This is a genomic window from Streptomyces sp. NPDC093111 (genome assembly GCF_040683955.1).
GTDB lineage: Bacteria > Actinomycetota > Actinomycetes > Streptomycetales > Streptomycetaceae > Streptomyces.
The window spans coordinates 99,743-126,311 of record NZ_JBFBNW010000016.1 but is presented as its reverse complement, the minus strand read 5'-3'; the positions used below and the strand labels follow the sequence as shown (position 1 = coordinate 126,311).

General features: G+C 74.4%; 21 protein-coding genes. 8 read left to right on the top strand and 13 right to left on the bottom strand.

The features are described 5' to 3' along the window. Positions 1–103 precede the first annotated feature (103 nt). The 3 genes from AB0Q96_RS27600 (at position 104) to AB0Q96_RS27590 (ending at position 6,062) form a co-directional block, all read left to right on the top strand. The gene (locus tag AB0Q96_RS27600) at positions 104–2,746 is read left to right on the top strand and encodes a lysylphosphatidylglycerol synthase transmembrane domain-containing protein (RefSeq protein WP_365330028.1); all 2,643 of its coding nucleotides are present in this window, start codon (positions 104–106) and stop codon (positions 2,744–2,746) included. A gap of 121 nt (positions 2,747–2,867) precedes the next feature. After that, positions 2,868–4,442: an alpha/beta hydrolase gene (locus AB0Q96_RS27595; protein WP_365330026.1), complete on the top strand. Its 1,575-nt coding sequence runs from the start codon at positions 2,868–2,870 to the stop codon at positions 4,440–4,442. A 54-nt stretch (positions 4,443–4,496) separates the two neighbouring features. Beyond that, positions 4,497–6,062, top strand: a complete 1,566-nt coding sequence (locus tag AB0Q96_RS27590; protein ID WP_365330024.1) for an alpha/beta hydrolase — start codon at positions 4,497–4,499, stop codon at positions 6,060–6,062. A gap of 83 nt (positions 6,063–6,145) precedes the next feature. On the opposite strand, the gene moeZ is transcribed toward AB0Q96_RS27590, so the two are convergent. The 12 genes from moeZ to AB0Q96_RS27530 all read right to left on the bottom strand — a co-directional run bounded on the left by moeZ (position 6,146) and on the right by AB0Q96_RS27530 (position 20,538). Then, positions 6,146–7,324: an adenylyltransferase/sulfurtransferase MoeZ gene (gene moeZ / locus AB0Q96_RS27585; protein ID WP_329423816.1), complete on the bottom strand. Its 1,179-nt coding sequence runs from the start codon at positions 7,322–7,324 to the stop codon at positions 6,146–6,148. Positions 7,325–7,395: 71 nt separating this feature from the next. Next, the gene (locus AB0Q96_RS27580; protein WP_365330022.1) at positions 7,396–8,148 is read right to left on the bottom strand and encodes a spherulation-specific family 4 protein; all 753 of its coding nucleotides are present in this window, start codon (positions 8,146–8,148) and stop codon (positions 7,396–7,398) included. Then, positions 8,136–9,095, bottom strand: a complete 960-nt coding sequence (locus AB0Q96_RS27575; RefSeq protein WP_046910969.1) for an NAD-dependent epimerase/dehydratase family protein — start codon at positions 9,093–9,095, stop codon at positions 8,136–8,138. The genes AB0Q96_RS27580 and AB0Q96_RS27575 overlap by 13 nt, the downstream gene beginning before the upstream one ends. Positions 9,096–9,220: 125 nt before the next feature. Then, complete coding sequence (locus AB0Q96_RS27570) at positions 9,221–10,459, bottom strand: hypothetical protein (protein WP_365330020.1); 1,239 nt, start codon at positions 10,457–10,459, stop codon at positions 9,221–9,223. Between the two features lie 13 nt (positions 10,460–10,472). Beyond that, positions 10,473–12,287 (bottom strand): DUF3492 domain-containing protein, encoded by a 1,815-nt coding sequence (locus tag AB0Q96_RS27565; protein ID WP_365330018.1) that lies wholly within the window; start codon positions 12,285–12,287, stop codon positions 10,473–10,475. Positions 12,288–12,478: 191 nt separating this feature from the next. Next, positions 12,479–14,215, bottom strand: a complete 1,737-nt coding sequence (locus tag AB0Q96_RS27560; RefSeq protein ID WP_365330016.1) for an ABC transporter ATP-binding protein — start codon at positions 14,213–14,215, stop codon at positions 12,479–12,481. Beyond that, complete coding sequence (locus AB0Q96_RS27555; RefSeq protein WP_365330014.1) at positions 14,212–15,201, bottom strand: ABC transporter permease; 990 nt, start codon at positions 15,199–15,201, stop codon at positions 14,212–14,214. The genes AB0Q96_RS27560 and AB0Q96_RS27555 overlap by 4 nt, the downstream gene beginning before the upstream one ends. Then, the gene (locus AB0Q96_RS27550; protein ID WP_365330223.1) at positions 15,198–16,175 is read right to left on the bottom strand and encodes an ABC transporter permease; all 978 of its coding nucleotides are present in this window, start codon (positions 16,173–16,175) and stop codon (positions 15,198–15,200) included. Before AB0Q96_RS27550 ends, AB0Q96_RS27555 begins: the two co-directional genes overlap by 4 nt. Positions 16,176–16,198: 23 nt before the next feature. Continuing rightward, complete coding sequence (locus AB0Q96_RS27545; RefSeq protein WP_365330012.1) at positions 16,199–17,926, bottom strand: ABC transporter substrate-binding protein; 1,728 nt, start codon at positions 17,924–17,926, stop codon at positions 16,199–16,201. Positions 17,927–18,113: 187 nt separating this feature from the next. Further along, positions 18,114–18,209, bottom strand: a complete 96-nt coding sequence (locus AB0Q96_RS27540; protein ID WP_329423803.1) for an Ms4533A family Cys-rich leader peptide — start codon at positions 18,207–18,209, stop codon at positions 18,114–18,116. A gap of 110 nt (positions 18,210–18,319) precedes the next feature. Further along, the gene (locus AB0Q96_RS27535) at positions 18,320–19,510 is read right to left on the bottom strand and encodes a DUF3152 domain-containing protein (RefSeq protein ID WP_365330010.1); all 1,191 of its coding nucleotides are present in this window, start codon (positions 19,508–19,510) and stop codon (positions 18,320–18,322) included. A 44-nt stretch (positions 19,511–19,554) separates the two neighbouring features. Beyond that, on the bottom strand, positions 19,555–20,538 hold the full coding sequence (locus tag AB0Q96_RS27530; protein WP_365330009.1) for an alpha/beta hydrolase: 984 nt from the start codon (positions 20,536–20,538) through the stop codon (positions 19,555–19,557). A gap of 157 nt (positions 20,539–20,695) precedes the next feature. Between AB0Q96_RS27530 and AB0Q96_RS27525 the strand changes: the two genes are divergently transcribed. From AB0Q96_RS27525 to AB0Q96_RS27510, 4 genes are all read left to right on the top strand, one after another. Beyond that, positions 20,696–20,911, top strand: a complete 216-nt coding sequence (locus AB0Q96_RS27525) for a hypothetical protein (protein WP_365330007.1) — start codon at positions 20,696–20,698, stop codon at positions 20,909–20,911. A 224-nt stretch (positions 20,912–21,135) separates the two neighbouring features. Further along, on the top strand, positions 21,136–21,795 hold the full coding sequence (locus tag AB0Q96_RS27520; protein ID WP_365330005.1) for a TetR/AcrR family transcriptional regulator: 660 nt from the start codon (positions 21,136–21,138) through the stop codon (positions 21,793–21,795). A gap of 139 nt (positions 21,796–21,934) precedes the next feature. Further along, on the top strand, positions 21,935–22,162 hold the full coding sequence (locus AB0Q96_RS27515; protein WP_329423793.1) for a DUF3107 domain-containing protein: 228 nt from the start codon (positions 21,935–21,937) through the stop codon (positions 22,160–22,162). Positions 22,163–22,316: 154 nt separating this feature from the next. After that, the gene (locus AB0Q96_RS27510; protein ID WP_365330003.1) at positions 22,317–22,589 is read left to right on the top strand and encodes a hypothetical protein; all 273 of its coding nucleotides are present in this window, start codon (positions 22,317–22,319) and stop codon (positions 22,587–22,589) included. 39 nt (positions 22,590–22,628) lie between these two features. On the opposite strand, the gene AB0Q96_RS27505 is transcribed toward AB0Q96_RS27510, so the two are convergent. Then, positions 22,629–23,360 (bottom strand): ferritin-like fold-containing protein, encoded by a 732-nt coding sequence (locus AB0Q96_RS27505; protein WP_365330001.1) that lies wholly within the window; start codon positions 23,358–23,360, stop codon positions 22,629–22,631. A gap of 481 nt (positions 23,361–23,841) precedes the next feature. Between AB0Q96_RS27505 and AB0Q96_RS27500 the strand changes: the two genes are divergently transcribed. Continuing rightward, positions 23,842–26,569, top strand: a 2,728-nt coding sequence (locus AB0Q96_RS27500; RefSeq protein WP_365329999.1) for a DEAD/DEAH box helicase, incomplete at its 3' end; no start/stop codon positions are given.

Below are 26,569 nucleotides of genomic sequence, written 5' to 3'. Positions count from 1 at the left end.
CACCGCGGCGTCGGTGACGTCGGTGACATCGGTGCATTCAGCGGCGACGGAAGATGAGGCGGCACGGGCCGCCACGACACGGCATGCAGAGACGGACATGGTGATGGGGCACGACATCCAGCCTCCGGGGCGGTCTCCCGGCGAGGCGCCGTCCAACCTGCCCGAGCGCGTCTCCGGCGACGAGCCGTTGCTCGCCGCCCGGGTCCACCGCCCCTCGGACCTGATGCGCCTGCTGATCGGCGTCCTCGCCATCGCCGTCGTCCTCGCCATCGCCGCCTTCGCCCACGGCACGACCTCGGGACTCGAACAGGACATCAACAAGGGCGCCGGCGGCGCCCCCGACGTCTTCGTCAAGATCGCGGGGCTCGTCTCCTCGATCGCCGTCCTGCTCGTGCCGGTCGCCTTCGCCATCGAGCGGCTCGTCAAACGCGACGGGCTGCGGATCGCGGACGGCGTGCTCGCCGCGGTCCTCGCGCACGGCGTGACCCTCGCCACCGACCTGTGGGTGGCCAACGCCGCCCCCGGCACCATCCAGGACGCGCTGACCCAGCCGCAGTCCGGCGGCGGGCTCACCGACCCCGTGCACAACTACCTCGCGCCGGTCATCGCGTACATGACCGCCGTCGGCATGGCCCGAAGACCACGCTGGCGGGTCGTGCTGTGGATGGTGCTGCTGCTCGACGCGTTCACCATGCTGGTCGCCGGGTACACCACTGCCCTCTCGATCATCCTGACCGTGCTGATCGGCTGGACCGTGGCGTACGGCACGCTGTACGCCGTCGGCTCCCCCAACGTCCGGCCGACCGGGCAGACGCTCCTCGCGGGCCTGCGCCGGGTCGGCTTCCGGCCGGTGACCGCGCTGCGCGCCGAGGGCGTGCCGGACTCGGCGGACAGCGGCGACCGGGGCCGCCGCTACATCGTGACCCTGGAGGACGGGCCACCGCTCGACGTGACGGTCGTCGACCGCGAGCAGCAGGCCCACGGCTTCTTCTACCGGGCCTGGCGGCGCATCACCCTGCGCACCATCACCACCCGCCGCTCGATCGTCTCGCTGCGCCAGGCCCTGGAGCAGGAGGCGCTGCTCGCCTACGCGGCGATCGCCGCCGGCGCCAACGCGCCGAAGCTGATCGCCACCTCCGAGCTCGGCCCGGACGCCGTGATGCTCGTCTACGAGCACCTCGGCGGCCGGACCCTCGACTCGCTGGACGACGAGGAGATCACCGACGACCTGGTGCGCAGCGCCTGGCGCCAGGTGAAGGCCCTCCAGTCGCGCCGCATCGCGCACCGCAGGCTCGCCGGGGACGCGATCCTGGTGGATCGTTCCGGCAAGGTGATCCTGACGGACCTGCGGGGCGGCGAGATCGCCGCCGGCGACCTGGTCCTGCGGATGGACATCGCCCAGCTGCTCACCACCCTCGGACTGCGGGTGGGCGCCGAGCGGGCGGTCGCCGCGGCCGTCGAGGTGCTCGGCCCCGACCCCATCGCCGACTGTCTGCCGCTGCTCCAGCCGATCGCGCTGAGCCGCTCCACCCGGGCGGAGCTGCGCCGGCTGGCCCGGGAACGGTCCGCGCGCGAGCGCGAGGCCGTGCTCGCCGCCTCCGAGGCGGCCAAGGCGGCCCGCGCCGAGGCGCGCGCCCAGGCGAACCTGGAGACCGACCGGAAGGTCGCCCGGGAGGAGAAGCTGGCCGACAAGAAGGCCGAGAAGCGGGCGCTGGACGAGGCCCTGGACGAGGCCCGCGAGGAGGACCTGCTCGCGCAGATCCGGCACCAGGTGCTGAAGATCCGGCCGCAGGCGCCGGTGGAGCCGGTCCGCCTGGAGCGGATCAAGCCGCGCACCCTGGTCAGTCTGATCGCCGGTGCCGTCGCCGCGTACTTCCTGCTGTCGCAGATCGCGCGCACCCCGCTGTCGACGATCAGCGAGGCCGACTGGCGCTGGGTCGCGGCGGCCGTGCTCTTCTCGGCGCTCAGCTATGTGGCGGCGGCGATGAGCCTGCTCGGCTTCGTGCCCGAGCGGGTCGGCTTCTGGCGGACCGTGGTGGCGCAGGTGGCCGGCTCCTTCGTCAAGATCGTCGCCCCGGCGGCGGTCGGCGGCGTCGCCCTGAACACCCGGTTCCTCCAGCGCGCGGGCGTACGGCCCGGGCTCGCGGTCGCCAGCGTGGGCGCCTCGCAGCTGTTCCAGCTCGGGGTGCACATCCTGCTGCTGCTGTCGTTCGGCTATCTGACCGGCACGGAGAAGTCGCAGTCGTTCACGCCGTCGAGGACCGTGATCGCGGGCCTGCTGACGGTCGCCGTGCTCGTCCTCGTCGTGACGGCCATCCCGTTCATGCGCAAGTTCGTCTCGACGCGGCTGCGCTCGCTCTTCGCGGGTGTGGTGCCGCGCATGCTGGACGTGCTCCAGCGGCCCATGAAGCTGGTCACCGGCATCGGCGGCATGCTGCTGCTCACCGGCGCGTTCGTGTTCTGCCTGGACGCCTCGATCCGCGCCTTCGGGCACGGCGACGTGTCGGTCAGCTACGCCAGCGTCGCCGTCGTCTTCCTCGCGGGCAACGCGCTCGGCTCGGCGGCCCCGACCCCGGGCGGCGTCGGCGCGGTCGAGGGCGCGCTCACCTTCGGTCTGGTCGCGGTGGGGCTCCCGCTGGAGGTCGCCACCCCCGCGGTGCTGCTGTACCGGCTGCTGACGCTGTGGCTGCCGGTGCTGCCGGGCTGGCTGTGCTTCAACTGGCTGAGCAAGCGCGAGGCGCTGTAGCCCCTCGGGGCACGGTGCTCCGGAACGGCTCCGGCGGCGGGACGCCGGAGCCGCCCGCCGGGTGCCACCCGCTTGGACCACCTCCCGCGCGGGGGGTCGGCGGGCGGCTCACGATGGGTCCATGCCGATCTCCGCAGCTCAGCGCGCCGCCCTGCTCACCGCGACCACCGTGCTCCTCGCCGCCGGGTGCTCGGACGGCGGCGACTCGGGTGCCGTGCCCCCGGCGTCCAGCGGGCCCTCGGGGCTCGACCGGCTGGCCGCGCAGCAGCTGGAGTGGTCCCCGTGCCTGCCGCCGTCCCCGGCCGAGGGCGGCGGGCCCGCGCCGTCACCGCTGCCGGACGGCGCGAAGTGGGAGTGCACGTTCATGACCGCGCCCCTCGACTACGCGAAGCCCGACGGCGACACCGTCGACCTGGCCCTGATCCGGGCCAAGGCGCGGGACCAGCAGCGCCGGATCGGGTCGCTGGTGTTCAACTTCGGCGGGCCCGGCGGCTCCGGCGTCACCGGGCTGCCCAGTTTCGCCTCCGACTTCGAGTCGCTGCGCTCCCGCTACGACCTGGTCTCCTTCGACCCGCGCGGCGTCGGCCGCAGCGACCCCGTCGAGTGCGCGAGCGACAAGGAGCTCGACGCCTACTACGCCCTCGACTTCACGCCCGACGACGCGGCCGAGGAGCGCACCCTGGACGAGGCGCAGAAGAAGTACGCGGACGGCTGCGAGAAGGGCGCGGGACCCGAACTCCCCCACGTCGGCACCGAGAACGCCGCCCGCGACATGGACCTGATGCGGCGGGTCCTCGGCGACGACAAGCTGCACTACTTCGGCATCTCGTACGGGACCGAGCTCGGCGGCGTCTACGCCCACCTCTTCCCGAAGAACGTGGGGCGCGCCGTGTTCGACGCCGTCGTCGACCCGGCCGCCGGCGTCGAGGAAGGCGCGCTCGGGCAGACCAAGGGCTTCCAGCTGGCGCTCGACAACTTCGCCAAGGACTGCGTGGACCGGGGCGACGCCTGCGTGCTGCCCGGCGACAGCGTCGCCGGGATCGAGGCGTTCATCACCGACCTGCTCGCCCAGCTCGACAAGAAGCCGATCCCCGGCATCGGCGACCGGATGCTCACCCAGACCCAGGCCACCAACGGCATCGCGCAGGCCCTGTACTCGAAGGAGTTCTGGCCCTATCTGGAGCAGGGGCTCGACGAGGCCGACGGCGGCAACGGCGCCCTGCTGCTCGCCCTGTCCGACTCGATGAACGGGCGCAACCAGACCGGGAACTACAGCAACATCCAGGCCGCCAACGCGGCCATCAACTGCGTGGACTTCAAGCAGCGCTACACACTGGCGCAGGCCAAGGAGCGCGTCCCGGAGTTCCGTCAGGCCTCCGCCGTCTTCGGCGACTTCATGGCCTGGGCCCTGTCCAGCTGCGCCCAGTGGCCGGTGCCCGGCGCCTGGGAGCACCCGAACGTGGCCGCCGCCGGTTCCGCCCCGATCCTGGTCATCGGCAACACCGGCGACCCCGCCACCCCGTACGCGGGCGCCCGCTCGATGGTCGACGCCCTCGGCCCGGGCGTCGGCGTGGAGCTGACGTACAAGGGGCAGGGCCACGGCGCCTACAGCAGCGGCAACGCCTGCGTGAAGGGCGCCACCGACGCGTACCTCCTGGACGGCAAGGTGCCGGCCTCCGGGACCGTCTGCCAGTAGGCGCGGGCCCGCCGCCTACGATGGCGGTCCGGTACGGATCACGGGGGGTCGTTCATGTCGGGTGCGGGCATAGGCAGGCGGGCCGGGGGCACGGTCCTCGCCCTCGTGGGGATCCTCGCCGCCGGGTGCGCGGGCCCCGGCGGCCAGGCCCCGCCGAGCGCCCCGCCCACCACTTCCGCCCCCGCTCCCCCGGCCGGCGGCGCCGCGAAGCCGTCCGGCGGGCTGCCCGCCTCGCTCACCGGGCAGCGCCTCGAATGGAAGCGCTGCGCGGCCCCCGAGGGCGGCGAGGCGCCCGGCTCGGACTGGCGGTGCGCGACCGTGCGGGTCCCGCTCGACTACGCCGCGCCCACCGGGACCACCGTCCCGATCGCCCTGATCCGCAAGGAGGCCGGCTCCAAGGAGGCCCGGATCGGTTCGCTACTGTTCAACTTCGGCGGCCCCGGCGGCTCGGGCGTCGACACCCTGCCGCGCGGAGCCGCCGAGTACACCGCCCTCAACACCCGTTACGACCTGGTGTCGTTCGACCCGCGCGGAGTCTCGCGCAGCGCGGGCGTGGTGTGCCGGGACGACGCGGAGCAGGCGCGCGCCGAGCGCGCGGTCGACGCCACGCCCGAGACCGCCGCCGAGGAGCGGGCGTTCCGCGCCGACGCCGTCGACTTCGGGCGGGGCTGTGCCCGCCGCTCGGGCACGGTGCTGCCGTACACGACGACCGACAACACCGCCCGCGACATGGACCTGATCCGGCAGGTGCTCGGGGACCGCGTGCTGCACTACTTCGGGATCTCGTACGGGACGCAGCTCGGCGCCGCCTACGCGCACCTGTTCCCCCGCGACGTCGGCCGGATGGTGCTCGACGCCGTCGTCGACCCGACGGCGGACTCGGTCGGCCATGCCCGGAACCAGACCATCGGCTTCCAGCGGGCCCTGGACAACTACCTGAAGTCCACCGGGCAGGACCCCGAGGCCGGCACCCGGCGGATCGTCCGGCTCCTGGAGCGCCTCGACCGGCGGCCGCTCGCGGTCGGCGACCGGCGGTTGACCGAATCGCTCGCCCTGACCGGCGTGGTGATGCCGCTGTACTCGAAGCAGAGCTGGCCGCTGCTCACCTCGGCGCTCGCCAAGGCGGAGGGCGGCTCGGGCGCGGAACTCCTCGCGCTCGCCGACTGGTACAACGACCGCGACACGAGCGGCCACTACTCCACCCAGTCGCACGCGCAGCGCGCGATCTCCTGCGCGGACTCCGCCGAGCGGCCGACCCTGGACCAGGCCCGCGCGCTGCTGCCGGAGTTCCGTCGCCTGTCGCCGGTGTTCGGCCCCTTCCTCGCCTGGGACACGGCCGGTTGGTGCGCGGACTGGCCGGTGAAGGGCGCGACGACGGTCATGGACGCGAGCGCGCCGGGCGCGGCCCCGGTCCTGGTCGTCGGCACCACCGGCGACCCGGCCACCCCGTACGAGGGCGCCGAGCGGATGGCGAAGGCGCTGGGCGAGGGGGTCGGGGTGCTCGTCAGCAACCGGGGCGAGGGGCACGGGGCGTACGGCTCCTCGGCGTGCGTGACGCGGACGGCCGACGCGTACCTGCTGAACGGGAAGGTCCCCGCGTACGGGACGACCTGCTCCTGACGCGCGGGCGGCCCGGCGGACACGGAAGGGCCCGGACCTCGTACGTACGAGGTCCGGGCCCTTCCGGCTGTCTCGGTGCGGTCCTAGTAGACCGGCTTCTCGGGCTCGATCTGGTGGACCCAGCCGATCACGCCGCCGCCGACGTGCACGGCGTCCGCGAAGCCCGCGGCCTTGAGCACGGCGAGGACTTCCGCACTGCGGACACCCGTCTTGCAGTGCAGGACGATCCGCTTGTCCTGCGGGAGGTCCTGGAGGGCGGTGCCCATCAGGAACTCGTTCTTCGGGATCAGACGCGCGCCGGGGATCGAGACGATCTCGTACTCGTTCGGCTCGCGGACGTCGATGATGTCGATGTTCTCGCCGTCGTCGATCCACTCCTTGAGCTGCTTGGGAGTGATCGTCGAGCCGAGCGCCGCCTCCTGGGCCTCCTCGGACACAACGCCGCAGAAGGCCTCGTAGTCGATGAGCTCGGTGACGGTCGGGTTCTCGCCGCAGACCGCGCAGCCGGGGTCCTTGCGGACCTTGACCTGGCGGTACTGCATCTCCAGGGCGTCGTAGATCATCAGGCGGCCGACCAGCGGGTCGCCCACGCCGGCCAGGACCTTGATGGCCTCGGTGACCTGGATGGAGCCGATGGACGCGCACAGCACGCCCAGCACGCCGCCCTCGGCGCAGGAGGGGACCATGCCCGGCGGCGGGGGCTCCGGGTAGAGGCAGCGGTAGCAGGGGCCGTACTCGGACCAGAAGACCGAGGCCTGGCCGTCGAAGCGGTAGATCGAGCCCCAGACGTACGGCTTGTTGAGCAGCACACAGGCGTCGTTGACCAGGTACCGGGTCGCGAAGTTGTCGGTGCCGTCGACGATCAGGTCGTACTGGCTGAAGATGTCCATCACGTTGTCGGCCTCGAGCCGCTCTTCGTGGAGGATCACGTTCACGTACGGGTTGATGCCGAGGACCGAGTCCCTCGCGGACGCGGCCTTGGAACGGCCGATGTCCGCCTGGCTGTGGATGATCTGGCGCTGCAGGTTCGACTCGTCGACCTCGTCGAACTCCACGATGCCGAGCGTGCCGACACCGGCCGCGGCCAGGTACATGAGGGCGGGCGAGCCGAGGCCGCCCGCGCCCACACAGAGCACCTTCGCGTTCTTGAGCCGCTTCTGCCCGTCCATCCCGACGTCGGGGATGATCAGGTGGCGGGAGTACCTGCGGACCTCGTCAACGGTGAGCTCGGCAGCCGGCTCGACCAGGGGTGGCAGCGACACGGAGACCTCATCAATACTCTGGTCGGTATTTCACTACGGTGGTGCTGTCGACAACACTGCCACGCCCCTCCTCATTCCGAGACACCCCGTCCGATACGCGAGACGATTTCGTCCCAGTAGCCGGGCAGGGTGTGGAATTGGTCGGTTTGTCCCGGCCGGCCCCGGCGGTCGGTGAAGAAGACCGTCGCCGCGCCCTGCCAGCGGGCGATCCGCAGGGCCTCCTCCAGATGCGTCCGGGGCACCCCGTGGACGAGGTGGACGAACTTCCCCGCCGGGTAGTCCGCCGTCCACTCCGCCACCTGCGACCAGCGGTAGTCCGTCCAGGCCCCGGAGAAGGTGACCAACTGGTCGGCCACCTCCGCGTAACCGGGGTACGGGTGGGTGCCGTGGCCCAGCACGAGGTGGGCGCCCCGGTTCCCCCGCTCCCCGTCGAGCAGCGCCTCCAGCGTCGCCGCGATCCGCCGCACCGCCGGCAGGTCGGCCCGGTCGGCGGGGGCCCGGTCCAGGTAGAAGCCGTCGGCCCGGTACCAGTCGAGGAAGCGCTGGGCGTCCGAGACGACCTCGCCGAAGGGGCGCGAGCCGTGCCGCAGGTCGATGTGGCCGAGCACCCGGACGCCCGTGTTGCGCAGCCTCCCCGCGGCCTCCAGGCAGTGCGGGTCGGGCCGGGCGCCCGGCCCCTCCGCCACGTTGAGGACGGCCCAGTGCACGGGGGTGCCGGGGCGGGTGAGCTCGGCCCACTCGACGGGGGCGAGCAGCGGGTGGGCGTAGCCGGGCACGCCCACGCCCATCGCCAGGGCCGTGCCGGTGGCGGCTAGATGCGGCATGCCGCCTCCATCCAGATGTCCGCCAGCGACTCCTCCAGGTTGATCCGCGGCCGCCAGCCGAGCCGGTCGCGGGCGGTGCGCACGTCGGCCTGCTGCCAGGGCCCGCAGCCGTCGGGGTACGGGAAGGGGGCGGCGGCGAGCTGTTCGGCGATGGTCTCGGTGCGCGGGGCGCCGATGACCGGGCGCGGCGGCGGCCCGTCCAGCTCGTGCAGCGTGCCGGCGAATCCGGCGACGCGGGCGAGGACGGCGGCGGCGTCCCGGAGCCGGACCGCGCGCCCGGTGCCGATGTTGACGACGCCCTGGGCGGCGGAGAGCGAGGCGGCGTGGACGGCGCGGGCGACGTCCCGCACGTCCACGAAGTCGCGCTGCACGCCCAGACCGCTGAGCTTGAGTTCGCCGTCGCCGGCCTGCATGGCCCGGCGCATGGCCTCGGCGAGCCGGCCGAGCGGGGAGCCCGCCGGGGTGCCGGGGCCGACCGGCGAGAACACCCGCAGGACGACGGCGTCCAGTCCCGAGCCGAGGACGAGTTCGGTCGCGGCGAGCTTGGACACGCCGTACGGGCCGCCGGGGCGGGGCACGGCGTCCTCGGCGGTGGACGAGCCGGGCTGGCTGGGCCCGTACTCGGAGGCGCAGCCGACCTGGACCAGCCGGGCGCCGCAGCCGCTGCGGCGCAGGGCCTCGCAGACGGTGGCGACGGCGACGGTGTTGTGCCGGGTCAGCTCGCGGGCCCCGCCGCGGGTGGCACCCGCGCAGTTGACGACGACTCCGGGGTGGACGGCGTCGAGGAAGCGGGTCAGGGCGCCGGGGCTGCCGGTCGCGAGGTCGAACCGTACGTCGGCGTCGTCGCCGCGGCCGAGGGCGGTGAGGTGCACCGCCGGGTCGGCGAGCAGCCGGTCGGCGACGAAGCGGCCGATGAATCCGTTGGCTCCGAGCAGCAGCACCCTCATCGTGCGGCCCCTTCGTGCCGACCGGCCGTGGTGTCGGGTTGGCGCGTCATGTCTCTTGGGTCTCCTTGGGATGGTCCAGGTAAGGGGGGACGCCCGCGGCGTCGGCTCCGCGGGTGCGCCGGGGATCAGCGGGCGGTGGCGTGCGCCGAGGCCCGGGAGAGTGCGGTGGTGGCGTGTGCCAGGAGGACGAGGGCCGCGGCGCCGCACGCGAGCGCGGGCACGGCGGCGGGTCCCCAGGTGTCGGCGGCGGCGCGGACCGGGGCGTCGAGGAAGCCGCAGCCCGGGAGCCGGGCGGCGAGGACGAGGGCGAGGGAGAGGGCCTCGGCGGCACAGGCGGCGGCGAGGCCGTGGGCGGCGGTCTCGGGCAGCCCGTGCACGGCGAGCAGCCGGGCGAGCAGCAGCAGGGCGCCGAGGGCGAGCGCGCCGGGGCTGAAGCCGGTGAGGGCGAGGAGCCCGGCGAGCAGGACGAGGGGCAGGGCGACCGTGGAGAGCAGCAGGGGGCGGACGCCCGCCGCGAAGTCGGCCAGGCCGCGGCTGGCGGCGAGCCGGCGACGGGCGCGGACGGCGAAGAGCCGGGCGCACCAGGCGGCGGGGGCGACGGCCACGGCGAGGGCGAGCAGGGGGCCGGTGTCGAGGAGCCAGGCGCCGTCGGCCGGGGCGGCGGTGCCGGGGGTGCCGAGGCTCCAGGCGCCGTCGGGGCCGCCGGTCAGGAGCTGGTCGAGGAGGCCGTCGCCGGCCACCGCGTAGGCGAGCAGCCAGAGGGTCCAGAGCCGGGCGGCGGGCGCGGTGCGCCCGTCGGCGCGCAGGGGGCCGCGGCGGACGGCGACGAGGAGGGCGGCGGCGAGGCCGAGGGCCCCGAGCGCGCCGACCGCGCCGCGCAGCGCCCCCTGGGTGAGGACGAGGCCCGCGGTGCCGAGCGCGGCGACGGCGCCGGGGGCGCAGGCGGCGAGCGCCCAGGCCGCCGTCGCGCCGGGGGCGGCCGTCTCGGGGGCGGGGCGGGCGGGTGCGGAGTCGCCGCGGGGCACGCGGGCGTACAGCTCCTCGGCGAGCGAGAAGACGTCGCGGTGCCGGAAGCGCGCGGCGGTGCGGTCGGTGACGCCGTGGGCTTCGAGTCCGGCGGCGATCTCCAGCGGGTCGACGGCCCGTTCGCACAGCTCGCGGTGGCGGTGCATCAGGGCCTTGACGGGGTCGGCGGTGGCGCGCCGGGGGGCCCGGGGGCCGAGCGCGGGAGCGGGCTGCCCCGTCGCCTCGGCGGGGCCGGCCGGGACCGGCGAGGCGAACGCGGCCGGGGCGGCGAGCCGGAGCAGGGCTTCGGAGCGGGGGTCCCAGGGACCTGGACTGGTGGGTGCGGCGGGGCCGCGCATGGGGGTGCCTCCTTCAGACATCGGTGTCTCCCGGGCCGGCCGCGGCGGTGACGGGCTGGTCGGCCCAGCTGCCCGGCACGTACGCCTCCGCGGGGTGCGCGAAGGGCACGGCCCGGGCCGTGCGTCGGCACACCGGTGCGCGGGAGAGGAGTTCGAGGTAGATGCCGCGGAACGCCGCGAGGTTCTGTTCGACGGTGAAGAGCTCCAGGGCGCGGGCGCGGGCGGCGGCGCCCAGCCGGTGGCGGCGCTCGGGGTCGCGGAGCAGCGCGAGGCAGGCGTCGGCGAGGGCCTTGGGGTTGCGCGGCGGGACGACGAGTCCGGTGCCGCCGATGACCTCGACGACCGCGCCGACGTCGGTGGAGACGGTGGCACGGGCGCAGAACATCGCCTCGACGAGGCTCACGGGGAAGCCCTCGACGACGCTGGACAGGACGACGACGGCGCTGGAGGCGTAGGCCTCCTCCAGGGTCGGGGCCTCGGCGCCGCCCAGCTCCTCGAAGGAGACGGGGTTCTCGCCGATGGCGTGCCGGCCGGCGGCCTCGTCGGGGAAGAGCTGTTCGGCGAGGTTGCGGCAGTGCGCGAGGTACGCGGCGGCGCCGGGTTCGCGGACCGGCGCGGCGATGATCCGCAGCCGGGCGTCGGGCTGGCGGCGGCGGACGTCGGCGAAGGCGTGCAGCAGGGCGATGAGGTCCTTGGCGGGCTCGACGCGGCCGATCCAGGAGAGGGTCGCCGGGTCGCCGCTCTCCTCGTCCTCGCCGGCCTCGGCGAAGCGTTCGGCGGCCATGCCGGGGTGGACGGTGCGCAGCTTGGCCCGGTCGGCGCCGCACCGTTCCTGCCAGCGGCGGGCGTGGGCGTTGCCGGGGGTGAGGAGGGCGGCCTGGCGGTAGACCTCGCCGGCGAGCCGGCCGTGGAAGGCGGCGAGGAGGGCGCGGACCGGGGTGGCGAGCGGGGCGTCGGCGGCGGCGAGGTAGTGGGCGCGCAGCTGGACGCCGTACTCGGTGACGAGCAGCGGGGTGCCGAAGAAGCGTTTGGCCAGGAGGCCGGGGAGCGCCGCGGCCCCGGCGGAGGCGGCGTGGCAGAGGTCGGCCCGGCCGAGGCCCGCGCCCTCCTCGTCGTACCAGTCGAGGGAGAGCGGGCGCAGGGCGCGCTCCAGCCGGTCGAGGAAGGCGAGGTGGTCGGGGACGGTGGCGGCGGCCAGGCCGCGGCGCGCTCCGGGGGCCCGGCCCGCGGACTCCAGGACGCGCACGGCGGTCTCGGAGCGGAGCGCGGCGCGCAGTCCGCCGTGGGAGCGGGCGAGTTCGGCGAGCCCGTAGAGCCCGGCGGCGAACCGCTCGGGGGCGTCCGCGGCGGCGGCGCCGTCGGCCCGGCCGCCCCAGGGCTCCCCGGCGACGGGGCCGCGCCCGGGTCTCTCGCCGGCCCCGGCGGTCCGGGGCCCCCGGTCGGAGGCACCGGCCCCGGCTCCGGCCCCGGCTCCGGCTCCGGCTCCGGCTCCGGCTCCGGCTCCGGCTCCGGCAGCGTCGTCCGCCGCGAGCGGCCGGTCGGCGCAGAGCCCGGCGGCGAGTTCGCGGAAGGCGGCCTCGAAGCGGCGGCGTTCGCGGCGGCCGTGGCTCCGTCCGTCGTCCTCGGGGGCCCAGAGCGAGGCGATGCGCACCTCGCGGACGTTGGGCGGGAGGGGCAGCCGGCCGGCGGCCTCGTGGCGGGCGTCGTGACTGAGGGCGTAGACGTCGAACTCGTGCGGGGCGAGGCCGCGCACGAGCCGGTCGCACCAGAGTCCGGACTCACCCGTGGCGTACGGATAGCCACCTTCCGTGAGCAGTCCGATCCGCATGTGCACACCCCCGTTCTCCCGTGACGGCGGTCACCTCTCGGTCCGGTGACCCGCAGCGGGAAGAACGTAAGCGGATATGCCGGTGGCGCGATGGACGGTTGTCCGTCGCGCCACCGGAAGGGGTGAATGCACGTAACTTTCCCACCCCGGTAGCGTTCCGTGGCGCTACGGGATGTGTCGGTCACTCTCGGTCAGGCTGCGGCCAGCTCCTTGCCGAGGGTCCGGCGCCGCTCCCGGCGGTCCGCCGCGAGCACCGGGTCGAGCGAGGGGACGGCCGCCAGGAGGCGCCGGGTGTACGGGTCCTCGGGGCTGCCGTACACCGCGTCGACGGTGCCCTGTTCGACGATCCGGCCGGCGCGCATGACGGCCACCCGGTCGCTGACCTGCCGGACCACGGACAGGTCGTGGGCGATGAAGACGAGCGCCAGGCCGAGTTCGGCCTGGAGGTCCGCGAGCAGCGCCGTGACCTGGGCCTGGGTGGTGACGTCGAGGGCCGAGACGGGCTCGTCGCAGACGATCAGGCGGGGTTCGGCGGCGAGCGCGCGGGCGATGCCGACGCGCTGGCGCTGGCCGCCGCTGAACTCGTGCGGGTAGGCGTCGTAGCGGTCGGGGTCGAGCCCCACCCGGTCGAGGAGTCCGCGCACCCGGTCCCGGATCCGCGCGTCGGACAGGCCGCCCGCCACCCGCAGCGGGTCGGCGACGGACTCGCCCACCGAGCGGCGCGGGTTGAGCGAGGAGACGGGGTCCTGGAACACCATCTGGAGTTCCCGCCGGTGCGGGCGCAGCTCCTTCTCGGACAGGCCGCCGATCTCCGTACCCCCGTAACGGAGTCCGCCGGACGTCGGGTCGAGGAGCCGCACCAGCATCCGGCCCAGGGTGGTCTTGCCGCTGCCGGACTCGCCGACGACGCCCAGCGTCTCCCCGGCGCGCACGGTCAGCGACACGCCGTCGACGGCGGTGAACCGGTCCTTTCCGCGCCCGAACTCCCGGCGCAGGTCGACGGCTTCGAGCAGCACCTCGCCCGGCGCCGGACGGGCCGGGGCGGCGGGTTCGGCGGGTGCCGTGGGTGCCGCGGGTGCGGCGGGTGCGGGGACGGTGGCCGGGCGTCGGGCCGGCCCGTCGAGGCGGGGCACGGCGGCGAGGAGTTCGCGGGTGTAGGGCCGCTCGGGAGCGCCGAGCACCCGGGCCACCGGCCCGCGTTCGACCTCGCGTCCGCCGCGCATGACCAGGACCTCGTCCACGCTCTCGGCGGCCACGCCCACGTCGTGGGTGACGAGCAGCAGGCCGGTGCCGGTCTCGCGGCGCAGCTCGTGGAGCAGGTCGAGGATCTGGGCCTGGACGGTGACGTCGAGTGCGGTGGTGGGTTCGTCGGCGACGAGGAGGCGGGGCGCGCAGGCGAGGGCCATCGCGATGAGGGCGCGCTGGCGCATGCCGCCGCTGAACTCGTGCGGGCGGGAGCGGGCGCGGCGGGTGGCGTCGGGGATGCCGACCCGGTCGAGCACCTCCACCGCGCGGGCGCGGGCGGCCTTCCGGGAGCCCTGGTGGTGGATCCGGTACACCTCGGCGATCTGGTCGCCGATGGCGTAGTACGGGTCGAGCGCGGAGAGCGGGTCCTGGAAGACCATGGCGGCCACGCCGCCGCGCAGCCGGCGCAGTTCGGCCGGTCCGGCGGTGTCGACGTCGATGCCGCCGACGGTGACCGTGCCGCCGACGCGGGCGCCCGTGCCGTGGTGCAGGCCGAGGAGGGCGCCGGCCACGGTGGACTTGCCGCTGCCGGACTCGCCGACGAGGGCGAGCGCGCGGCCGGCGTCCAGGGTGAACGACAGCTCGTCCACGGCGCGTACGCCGCCCTCGAACTCGACGGTGAGGCCGTCGACGGTGACCAGCGGGGCGCCGGTGTCGGGGAGCTGCGGGTCGGGGACGCTCATGTCAGGGCCACCCTTCGGTCGGCGAGCGCGTAGAGGAGGTCGGCGACGACGTTCGCGACGACCACGGCGACCCCCATGAGGAGCACGACGCCCACGACCACCGGCAGGTCGATGTGCCGGACGGAGTCGATGAGGGTCTTGCCGAGACCGGGGATGCCGAACAGCGACTCGGTGAGCACGGCTCCGCCGAACATCGTGCCGAGGTCGAGCGCGCTGAGCGCGATCACCGGCGGTACGGCTCCGCGCAGGGCGTGCCGGGTGACGACGGCCCGCTCCCCCACGCCGTACGCGCGGAAGGTGCGGATGTGGTCCTCGGCGAGGGTCTCCAGGGTGGAACTGCGGGTCATCCGGGCGTACTTCGCGGACTCGAAGAAGCCGAGGGTGAGCCAGGGCAGCAGCATGTTCCAGGCCCACTGCTCGGGGTCCTCGCCGAGCGGCACGTAGGTCGGGAAGGGCAGCCACTGGAGGTAGGCGCAGACCACCATGAGCAGGAGCAGGCCCAGGATGAAGACGGGCGTGCCGGTGCCGGCGAGGGTGACCACGGTCAGGGTGCGTTCGGTGAGTCCGCCGCGGCGCAGCGCGGAGAGCAGACCGGTGCCGACGCCGACGACGAGCCAGATGACCATGGCGCCGAGCGCGAGGGAGGCGGTGGCGGGCAGTCGCTCCAGGATGAGCTGGGTGACCTGCTGGTCGTTCTGGTACGAGAGGCCGAGGCAGGGCGCGTCGCAGTGGGTGAGCGCGGTGCCGGTGGAGTAGTCGCGGCCGGTCACGACGCCCTGGAGGAAGTGCAGGTACTGCACGAGGACGCCGTCGTTCAGGCCGAGCTGTTCGCGGACCTGGGCGATCTGCTGCGGGTTGCAGCGTTCGCCGCAGGCGAGCCGGGCCGGGTCGCCGGGCAGCAGGTAGAACAGCCCGTAGACGAGGACCGACAGCACGAGCAGGACGAGGGCGGCGCCCGCGAGCCGCTTCAGGAGGTAGCGGGTCATGAGGTCTTCTCCTTGCGGGCCCGCTGGGCGCGGGCGGTGCCCACGGCGAGGCGGCCGGCCTCGCGCGGGTCCAGGGCCGTCCGGACGGCGTCGCCGAGCACGGTGAAGGCGAGCACGGTCACGAAGAGCAGTCCGGCGGGCAGCAGGACGTACGCCGGGTCGGCGCGGAACCAGGTCTGCGCGGTGGACAGCATCTGCCCCCAGGACGGGGTGGGCGGGGTGACGCCCACGCCGAGGAAGGAGAGCGATGCCTCGACGACGATGTTGGTGGGGACGAGGATCGCGGCGTAGGTGATGACGGGCGCGGCCAGCGAGGGGATCAGTTCGCGCCGGGCGGTCCGCCCGCGCCCCGAGCCGGCCAGCCGGGAGGCGGCGACGAAGTCGAGGCTCTTGAGGGTGAGGGTCTGGGCGCGCACGATCCGGGAGGTGCCGGCCCAGCCGAGCAGGCCGATGACCAGGATCAGCAGCAGCGGGCGCGGGAAGTCGCGCGGCACGACCGCGGTGAGCGCGATCGCGAGGACGAGGAACGGCAGGGCGACGAACACGTCGGTGATCCGGCTCAGGACGGCGTCGACCCAGCGGCTGCCGAGTCCGGCGGCGAGGCCGATGAGCAGTCCGATGAGGATCTGCACGGCGGTGGCGCCGACGGCGACGAGCAGGGAGATCCGGGCGCCGTACAGGAGCCGGACGAACAGGTCGCGGCCGGTGCCGGGTTCGACGCCGAGCCAGTGGTCGGCGCTGATCCCGCCGAAGGAGCCGTACGGGACGCCGCCGCGGGCGGAGTCCACGAGGTCGTCGTGGTACGTGTGGGGGTCCTGGCCCGCGAGGGCCGCGAGCAGCGGGGCGGCGAGGGCCAGCAGGACGAGCAGGGCGAGCACGGCGGCGGCCGCGACGGCGGAGGGCCGGGTGCGGAGCCGCCGCCACAGCTGCCGGGCGGCGCCCGTGGCGGGGGTGACCGCCGCGGGCGCCGACACGTCGGACGGGGAGCGGAGCGAGGTCACTTGACCGCGACCTGCGAGATGTCGAGGACGCCGGTCCAGTCGCTGATGACGACGTTCTTGATGTCCTTGCCGACCAGGCGCTTGTAGACGGGGTGGAAGAGCGGCACGTCGAGCGCCTGCTCGCCGATCTTCTTGTCCAGGGCGCCCCAGCGGGCGGCGGCGGCCTTGAGGTCGGTCAGCTTGTTGATCTCGTCGATCTCCTGGTTGACCGCCGGGTCGTTCAGCTGCGCGTGGTTGTAGTTGGAGCCGTTGGTGACGATCTGGCGGCCGTCGAAGATCGGCGCGAGGAACGGGCCGCCGGCCGGCCAGTCGGCACCCCAGCGGGAGAGGAAGAAGCCGGGGGCGTTCTTGACGCTCCAGCGCTTCTCGTTGAAGGAGTTGGGCTCCTGGCCGTCCAGCTTGACGGTGATGCCGGCCTTGGCGAGGGCCTCCTGGACGGCGGTGGCGACCTCGGGGCTGGTGGCGCGGTTCTGCGCGGTGGAGTGCAGCAGGGTGACGGTCAGGCCGTTCGGGTAGCCGGCCTCCTTGAGGACCTGCTTGGCCTTCTCCGGGTCGCCGGTCTTGCCGGCCGGGAAGTGGTCGTACGGCGTGTAGCCGAAGGACTTCTGCTCGGGCAGGAAGGTGGTGGCCGCCTCGGCGAGGGCGGAGCCGCCGGCCGCGTTGACGACGCTGGTGCGGTTGATGGCGTAGGAGATCGCCTGGCGCACCTTCGGGTTGTCGAAGGGCTTCACCTTCGGGTTGAAGGCGAGGTAGTTGGTGTAGCCGAAGTGGCCGGTGCCGACGCGGGCCGCGAGCGCCTTGTCGGAGCCGACCTGGGCGAGCTCGGCCGGGCCGAGGTTGGTGTCGGTGGTGACGGCGGCGGCGTCGGCGCCCGCGGAGGTGGAGAGCCGCTGGTTGATGACGGCCTCGTCCAGGCCCGACTTGACGTCGATCGTGTCGGGGTAGGCCTTGCGCTCGGCGTCCGTCTTCGGATCCCAGTGCGGGTTGCGGTCGAGGACGAGGCGCTGGCCGTCGTTCTCGTTCTTCACGACCTTGTACGGGCCGGAGGAGACGGGGTGCTGCTCGTAGGCGGCGCCGGTGTCCTTGGCCTTCGGGACGGGGGCGAACTGGGTCTGGGTGGCGACGAAGGGGAACTCGCCCTCGGGCTTCTTCAGCTTGAAGACGATGGTCCTCGCGTCGGGGGTGACGATCGACACGAGGCCCTTCTTGTCCTTGTAGGGGCCCTGGTAGGTGTCGCCGCCGACGAGCCAGTCACGCAGGTAGGGGGCGCCGCCGGAGAGCTCGGCCGCGAAGGAGCGCTCGATGCCGTACTTGATGTCGGCGCTGGTGATGGGCGTGCCGTCCTCGAACTTCAGCCCGTCCTTGAGGGTGTACGTCCACTCGGTGGCGTCCTTGTTGGGGCGGCCGGTGTCGGTGGCGAGGTCGGGGACGACCTCGGTGCCGGCGGCGCCCGCCTCGCGGTTGCGGGTGGTGAGGGTGCGGAAGACGAGCGAGGGGACGTTGCCGCCGCCGGAGGTGTAGAGGCGGGCCGGGTCGAAGTCCTCCTGCGCCTCAACGTTCAGGACGGTGAGGGTGCCGCCCTTGCGCGGGCCGCCCTCGGTCGTGCCGGAGGCGCCCTTTCCACCGGTGTCCTGAGGTCCGGCGCAGGCGACGGCGCCCGAGGCCAGGACGAGACTGACGGCGGCCGCTGCCGCGCGGCGCGAGATGACGGACGGTTGACGCATGGGAAGGGAGCCTCTCGGAGTGAACTGCGGTGAACTGCCGGAAACGGCAAGGGATTTCCGCAGGCACGGCACAGCCGTCGCCGAGAACGCTCGGGAAGGGGGAACACGCGCCTGCGGGTCGGGGAACGGCCCGGGCGCGAAAAGAGGGGGCGGCGATGCGAGAAGGCCGACGAGCGCGCGGGCTGCGTCAGCGACAGAGGATGTCGGCGACCGCGTGTCCGGTCACGCCGAAGAGCGCCAGCTCAAGGGCGGCGCGATCGGAAACGGCGTGGCGGGGCGACATGCCGAGAAATATGGACGAACGCCAGAACGATGTCAACGCGCATCCGGGCGTTTATGAGACAGCTGTCCCACATGTCGGACAGTCGGCGCTTCGGCCGGCCCGGCCTTCCGTCAACTCCCCGGGTGGACCCACGGGTTGGGCCGGCACTTGATGCCGTCGATGTCCAGGGACTTCGTCTGCTGCTGCATCACCGGGGCGAGCGCGCCCCGCGTGCCGCAGCTCACATGCCCGTGCCCGAGGCGGTGCCCGACCTCGTGGTTGATGAGCATCTGCCGGTAGGCGTGCATCGCCTTCGGGCCGAAGGTCACCGACCCCTGCGCCCAGCGGAAGGCGTTGATCATCACGCGCTGGGTGGAGGCGGAGTCGCAGGACACGTTGTCGACGGTGGTGTCCAGGCCGGACTTCTTGCACCACTCGCCGGTGGTCCCCGGGCTGGCCAGGGTGACGACGAACTCCGGCTCCCCGGTGGAGATCCGCTCGAAGGTCATCTCGCCGTCACCGGCCCAGCTGCGCCGGTCGTTGAGGGTCTTCTGCACGGCCTGCGCGAAGAGCGCCCCGTCGAGGCCGAGGCCCTTCTCGACGTCGACCCGGTAGCGGATCTTGCGGCCCTTGCCCGGCGCCTTGTCGAAGCCGGGGACGGGCGCGAACTCCGCCGAGCCCTTCAGCTTCGGGTCGATCGGGAACTGCCGGGCCATCAGCTGCTCGTACGTGGGCGGCGCGGCCGGCACCGGCTTCGCCGGCGTGTCGTCCCGGGCCGGCGCGTCCCGGGCGTCGGAGCGGGACGCCTGGTGCGCGGCGTCGGCCCGGTCCGCGGAGCCGTCGGCCGAACGGGACTGCGGCGTCCCGTCCTTCTCGCCCTCGGCGACCTGGCCGGCGACGACGATCGCGAGGACCGTGGTGATGGCCGCCGCGGCGATGCCGGTGAGGGTGCGGCCGAGCCCGCCGGCCCGGACCGCCTGCCGTGCGCGGGTCCGCGCGACGGGCCCGGCCGGCGCGACCTGCGCCTCCCGGGCGGGAGGCGTCTCACGGCGCGGCGCGGGGATGAAGGGGGCCGCGGGCGCGGCGGGCGCCGCGGGCGGGTACGGATAGCGGGCGGGCGGCGCGGCCCGCTCGTCGTGGACCGGGTGCCCGCCGCGTACGAAGGGGTCGGCGGCCGGGTCGTACGGGCCCTGGTGGCGGGGGGTGCCGTGCGTCGGCGTGTCGTACGCGCCCGGGTGTCCGGGCTGCTGCCCCGCGCCCCGCCTGCGTCGCCCCGTCCCCGGCCCCGGCCCCGTCGTCTCCCGCTGCCCGGTGTCGGTCACCGGCGCGGCGGGCCCCTTGCGACTATGTCGTCCCACGGTCCGGTTCAGCTCCCGCCCTCGGCCGACGCCGCTTCGCCGGCATCGGTGATCAGCTCCCGCACGGCGGTGGCGACCGTCTCCGGATACTCCATCATCGCCACGTGCCCGGCCTCCGGGAGCGTGAGCAGCCGCGAGCCGCGGAACGCCGCGGCGGCCTTGCGCGCCATCCGGTACGACACGAGCTGGTCGCGCCCGCCGTACACGAGCAGCGTCGGCGCGAGCACCCGCTCCGCCTGCCGCCACAGACCGTGCTGGCCGCCCAGCGTGTAGGCGTCGACGATGCCGCGCGAGGAACGGGCCATCGCGTCCCAGAAGTACGGCAGCTCCAGGCGCCGCTCCATCTCCTCGACGGCGTGCCGGAAGCCCTCGTCGGTGACCTGGCCGGGGTCCCCGTAACAGAGCGACAGCACCCCGCGGACCCGCTGCTCCGCCGTCCACCCCTCGGTGAGCCGGGCGAACAGCGGGGCGACGCCGGGCACCGCGAGCAGCACGGTCGGCCAGGCGGTCTTCTGGGCGCGCAGCTCGGGCAGCGCCGGGGAGACCAGTGTCAGGGTGCGGACCAGGTCCGGCCGGACGGCGGCGACCCGGGTGGCGACCGCGCCGCCCAGCGAGTTGCCGACCAGGTGCACGGGGCCGCGGCCGGCGGCGTCCAGGTAGCGGATGACGGCCCTGGCGTGCCCCGTCACGGAGTAGTCGCCGTCGTCCGGCGGCGGCGAGTCGCCGAAGCCGGGCAGGTCGAGCGCCTCGCCGTCGACGAGGTCGGCGAGCAGCGGCATCAGGGCCGACCAGTTCTGCGAGGAGCCGCCGAGGCCGTGCACGTACAGCGCGGGCGGCAGACCGGGCGTCGTGCCGGGCCGGGCGCGGACGGTCAGCGTGAGGCCGGGCAGCGCGACGGAGCGCAGCTCCTCGCCGTCGGCGACCCGGACGGTGCGCGACCGGGTCGCGGGCGATGCGGCGGTCCGGGTTTCCGGCAGCTCGGTCGAGGACATGGCAGCGATATTACGAGACGATCACGCCCGGGCGCGTGTGGGTGGCGTCACAGGATCGGGTGCGGCGGGCCCGAGGAGCTCCTACGCTCGAAGAAGAGGGTCATCAGGCAGGACCCGCCAGGACCCGCGGACCCCCGTCAGCGCCGGAAGGAACCGCATGACTGCCGACCCGACCGAGCCGGACACGTTCGCCGAGCTGGAGGACGTCGTGCTCGACGAGGAGATCCCGGAGGCCGACGCGGCCGAGCAGCACGCCGAGCTGCAGCAGCGCGAGGACGAGCCGCTCCCCCGGCTCGCGCACGAGTCGGCCGACGACGCGGACGCCGTGGAGCAGACCCGGGTGGTGGCCCTCGACGAGGACGACTACCGCTGACCGCGGCGACGGCGCGGTGCGCCGCGCGTCGCCCGTCGAGGCGCGTGAGGAGGCGGGTCGGCGGGCCGGCTCCCGGCGTCCCGTTCCCCTCGATCGTGAATCCACTCTCGCCCTGGGCGTCCGGTCCGTGAAATTCTGCGTTCGCACCACACACAGCCGGGTTACCCAAAAGTACGATGGCGGCGCGACGCCAATGCGCGCATGGATCGATATTTGGAGGCGGCGTGAGCGCCATCGAGCAGACAGAGGCAGCACGCCCTCGGGGCACGCGCCTGCCGCGCCGTGCCCGACGCAACCAGCTCCTCGGCGCGGCCCAGGAGGTGTTCGTCGCCCAGGGGTACCACTCGGCCGCCATGGACGACATCGCCGAGCGGGCCGGCGTCAGCAAGCCGGTCCTTTACCAGCACTTCCCGGGCAAGCTGGAGCTCTACCTCGCCCTGCTCGACCAGCACTGCGAGGCGCTGCTCGTGTCGGTCCGCACCGCCCTGGCGTCCACCTCGGACAACAAGCTGCGGGTGGCCGCCACCATGGACGCCTACTTCGCGTACGTGCAGGACGAGGGCGGCGCCTTCCGGCTGGTCTTCGAGTCCGACCTCACCAACGAGCCGGCCGTGCGCGAGCGCGTCGACCGGGTGAGCCTCCAGTGCGCCGAGGCGATCTCCGAGGTCATCGCCGAGGACACCGGCCTGGCCAAGGACGAGTCGATGCTGCTCGCCGTCGGCCTCGGCGGCGTCTCCCAGGTCGTCGCCCGCTACTGGCTCTCCAGCGAGTCCCCGGTCCCCCGCGACAAGGCCGTGGCGCTGCTGACCTCGCTCGCCTGGCGCGGCATCGCGGGCTTCCCGCTGCACCCGGTGGACGGACAGCTGAGCGCCGAGGGGCACTGACCCCGATCCGCCCGCGACGCGCCGTCTGTTCGCTCCTGGCGTGCGGCGGCTGCGCCGTACGCGTCGCCTCACCGGGCTAATGTGTGCAGCGTACGGCGCGGTATCCCGCGCACAGCCGACCGTTCGGAGGGACATAGCCGTGGAGGTCAAGATCGGCGTGCAGTACGCACCCCGGGAGATCGTTCTGGAGAGCGGGCAGTCCGCCGAGGACGTCGAGAGCGCGGTGGCCGACGCGCTGGCCGGCAAGACGCCGCTGCTCAGCCTGACGGACGAGAAGGGCCGCAAGGTCCTCGTTCCGGCCGACAAGATCGCGTACGTCGAGCTCGGTGAGCCCGAGGTCCGCCGGGTGGGCTTCGGCGCGCTCTGAGCGACGAGAACGGCGGAAGGCCCGGTGGACAGGATCCACCGGGCCTTTCGTATGCCCACGTCAGGGGGTACGGGGAGGATTGTGTTCCGGCCCCGCCGGGTAGGACGGCTGTGACCGAACTGCCCGCCCCGCCCCGCACGCGAGGTGATCCGCCGTGTTCCTGGAAGCTCTCGGCTCCGCCCTGCTCGGCTTCGCCCTGGCCTGGGCCGCCGTGCTCCGGCTGCCCGACCGCCTCCCCGCACGGGGCACCGTCCTCGTCACGGGCTCGCTCGGCGCGGTCTTCGGCGCCCTGGTGACCCACGGGGCCCTGGGCCCCGGCCACTTCCTCGCCACCCTGACCGGCGCGGTCGCGGTGGCGGCGGTGCTGCTCTCGCTGCTCGTCCGCCCGGCCTCACGGCGCCTGCGCCGATCAGCCGCGGCGGGCTGACCGGGACGCCCGCCGGCCCCGGTCACGACCCGCGAGGCGTCAGGCCGCCAGGCCCAGCGCGGCCATCCGCTTGGTGTGCGCCTCGGTGATCCGGGAGAACATCCGGCCGACCTCGGCCAGGTCGAAGCCCGCGGCCATCCCCTCCACGCCGCCGACCAGCATCGTCGACAGCGCGTCGCGCTCGGCCACCACACGCTGGGCCTGCGAGAGCGCCTCGCCCATCAGCCGGCGGGCCCACAGCGCGAGCCGGCCGCCGACACGGGGGTCGGCGTCGATCGCGGCGCGGACCTTCTCCACGGCGAAGTTGCCGTGCCCGGTGTCGTCGAGCACGGACAGCACCAGGCCGCGGGTGTCGGAGTCGAGGCGGGCCGCGACCTCGCGGTAGAAGTCGCTCGCGATCGAGTCGCCCACGTAGGCCTTGACCAGGCCCTCCAGCCAGTCCGACGGGGCGGTCAGCCGGTGGAAGTCGTCCAGTGCCTTGGCGAACGGCTCCATCGCCGTGGTCGGCTCGGCGTCCACGGCGGCGAGCCGGTCGCGCAGCCGCTCGAAGTGGTGGAACTCGGCGGAGGCCATCTTCGCCAGCTCCGCCTTGTCCCCGAGGGTCGGCGCCAGCTTGGCGTCCTCGGCGAGCCGCTCGAAGGCGGCCAGCTCGCCGTAGGCGAGGGCGCCGAGCAGGTCGATCACGGCGGCGCGGTACTGCGGCACGGCGGAGGCCGTGGCCCAGTCCTGGGCGGCGATACCGGTGGGTGTGGCGTTGTCGGGCGTCTCCATGGAGCGCACAATAGCCCGCTCCCGCACCCCGCCCGGGCGCTGGTCAGTGACTGTGACCGTGGCCTCGTCTCGAATTCTCCCAACACACATGCGCGATTCCGGGGTACAGTGGTAATGCGCCTGCTGAGTATGCGGACATGCTTTCGCACGTTCGGACGTACCCGGTGGGCCGACTCATGAATGAGGATGCCCGGTCGGTGGCCCGATCGGCTCCGGCCCGACAACCCTTCCGGCGCACCCGCCGAGGGGTCCCTCAGCGGCACGACGCTCGAGCGACGGCAGTGGTCCCGCGCCACCCGGTCACGGCCTTCAAGGCCTGACCGGAAGTGATCCGGCACGGTACGACCCCCAGCGTTCGCCTCGCGCCGCGTCTCACAGAAGAGGCAGTTCCCTGACTACGTTCCGAGACCTCGGGATTCTTCCCGAGACGGCCGAGGCCCTGGAAGCCGTCGGCATCGTTTCCCCCTTCCCCATCCAGGAGATGACCCTCCCGGTCGCCCTCTCGGGCACCGACGTCATCGGCCAGGCCAAGACCGGCACGGGCAAGACCCTCGGTTTCGGCCTCCCCATCCTGGAGCGCGTGACGGTCCCCGCGGACGTCGAGGCCGGCCGGGCGACGCCCGAGCAGCTGACCGAGGCCCCGCAGGCGCTCGTCGTCGTCCCCACCCGTGAGCTGTGCCAGCAGGTCACCAACGACCTGCTGACCGCCGGCAAGGTGCGCAACGTGCGCGTCCTCGCCATCTACGGCGGCCGTGCGTACGAGCCGCAGGTCGAGGCGCTGAAGAAGGGCGTCGACGTCATCGTCGGCACCCCCGGCCGCCTGCTCGACCTGGCCGGCCAGCGCAAGCTCGACCTCTCCCACGTCAGGGCCCTGGTCCTGGACGAGGCGGACGAGATGCTCGACCTGGGCTTCCTGCCCGACGTCGAGAAGATCATCAACATGCTTCCGGCGAAGCGCCAGACCATGCTGTTCTCGGCGACCATGCCGGGCGCCGTCATCGGCCTGGCCCGCCGCTACATGGCGAGGCCCACGCACATCCGCGCCACCGAGCCGGACGACCAGGGCGCGACCCACAAGAACATCACGCAGCGCGTCTACCGCGCGCACTCCATGGACAAGCCCGAGATGGTCTCGCGCATCCTGCAGGCCCGTGGCCGCGGACTCGCGATGATCTTCTGCCGTACGAAGCGCACGGCGGCCGACATCGCCGAGCAGCTGGAGCGTCGCGGCTTCGCCTCCGGCGCGGTCCACGGCGACCTCGGCCAGGGCGCCCGCGAGCAGGCGCTGCGCGCCTTCCGCAACGGCAAGGTCGACGTGCTCGTCGCCACCGACGTGGCCGCCCGCGGCATCGACGTCGAGGGCGTCACGCACGTCATCAACTACCAGTCCCCCGAGGACGAGAAGACCTACCTGCACCGCATCGGCCGCACCGGCCGCGCGGGCGCGAGCGGTACGGCGATCACGCTGGTCGACTGGGACGACATCCCGCGCTGGCAGCTGATCAACAAGGCGCTCGAACTGGACTTCAACGACCCGGTCGAGACCTACTCCAGCTCCCCGCACCTCTACGCCGAGCTGGACATCCCCGAGGGCACCAAGGGCATCCTGCCGCGCGCCGAGCGGACCCGCGCCGGTCTCGGCGCCGAGGTGCTGGAGGACCTGGGCGAGCCGGGCGGCCGTCGGGCCCGCGGCCCGCGCAACGACAAGCAGGAGAAGGTCGAGGAGCGCCCCGAGCGCGCCCGGACCCCGCGCCAGCGGCGCCGCACCCGTGGCGGCTCCGAGTCCGGTCCCGAGGCCGGTACCGCGGTGGAGACGCCGGCGGCGACGCCGGCCGGGTCCGGCACGGCCGCCGAGGCCGCCGCTCCCGCCGAGGCGACCACGCCGCGCACCCCGCGCCGCCGCCGTCGCACCCGCGCCACGGGCCAGACGGGCGTGCCGGTCGCCGGCGTGACCCAGGCCCCGGCCGCCGAGCCGGCCGCCGCCGCCCCGGTGGCGGAGGCCGTCGCGCCGAAGGCCGAGCCGCGCGCCGCCGAGACCCGCACGGTCGAGGCCCCGGTCACGGAGGCTCCGGCCGCCGCGCCCCGCGCCGCCGAGGCCCCGGCCGCCAAGGCCCGCACGGCCGAGGCTCCCGTCGCCAAGGCCCCGGCCGCGTCCGCTCCGGTCGCCGAGTTCCGGTCCGCCGAGGCTCCGGCCGAGGCGAGGCCGCGTCGGCGCCGGGGGCGTGGCGGGCGTGCCGAGAGCAGCGCTCCCGTCGCCGCCGCCCCGGTCGAGGCTCAGGCCCCGGCGCCGCGTCGGCGTCGTACCCGGCCGCGTCCGGCCGAGGACACGGTGACCTTCCAGACGGTCGAGACGGCCGCCGCGGCGCTCGCCGCCGACCGCCGTACCGCCACCGTCCCGGCCCAGACGGCCCAGCCGGTCGAGGCCCCCAAGGCCCCGGCCGCCCCGGCCGCCGACGAGTCCAAGGCGCCCCGGCGTCGGGTGACCCGCAAGGCCACCGCCTCGGCCCCGACCCCGGTCCCGGCGCAGGCCGCCGAGCCCGTCGTCGCCGCTGCCGCGGCCCAGGCCGCCGAGCCGGTCGTCGCCGCCCCGGTGGCGGAGGCTTCCGTGCCGGCCCAGACGTCCCCGGCTCCCCGGGCCCGGCGCCGTGCCACCCGGCCGGCCACCAGCCCGGGCGCGGTGGTCGCCGAGGCCCCCGCGGCCCCGGAGGCTTCCGTGGCGCCCGCGCCGGTCGAGGAGGCGGCTCCCCGGCCGCGTCGTCGGGCGACCCGTAAGGCGACCAGCCCGGTCACGTCCACCGCGACGGTCGAGGCCGTCACGGTGATCGAGGCCCCGAAGGCCCCGGTCGTCGAGACCCCGGTCGTCGAGGCCCCCGCCGTCGAGACCCCGGCCCCCGCGGCCGAGGCGCCGAAGGCCCCGCGCAAGCGGGCCGCCAAGAAGGCCGTCGCCGTGGCGGCGACCGAGACCGCGGAGACCGCCGAGGCCCCGAAGGCGCCGCGCAAGCGGGCCGCCAAGAAGGTCGCCGAGCCGGTGGCCGTCGTCGAGACCCCGGCCGTCGAGACCCCCGCGGTCGAGGCCCCGAAGGCCCCGCGCAAGCGGGCCGCCAAGAAGGCCGTCGAGCCGGTGGCCGTCGTCGAGACCCCGGCCGTCGAGACCCCCGCGGTCGAGGCCCCGAAGGCCCCGCGCAAGCGGGCCGCCAAGAAGGCCGTCG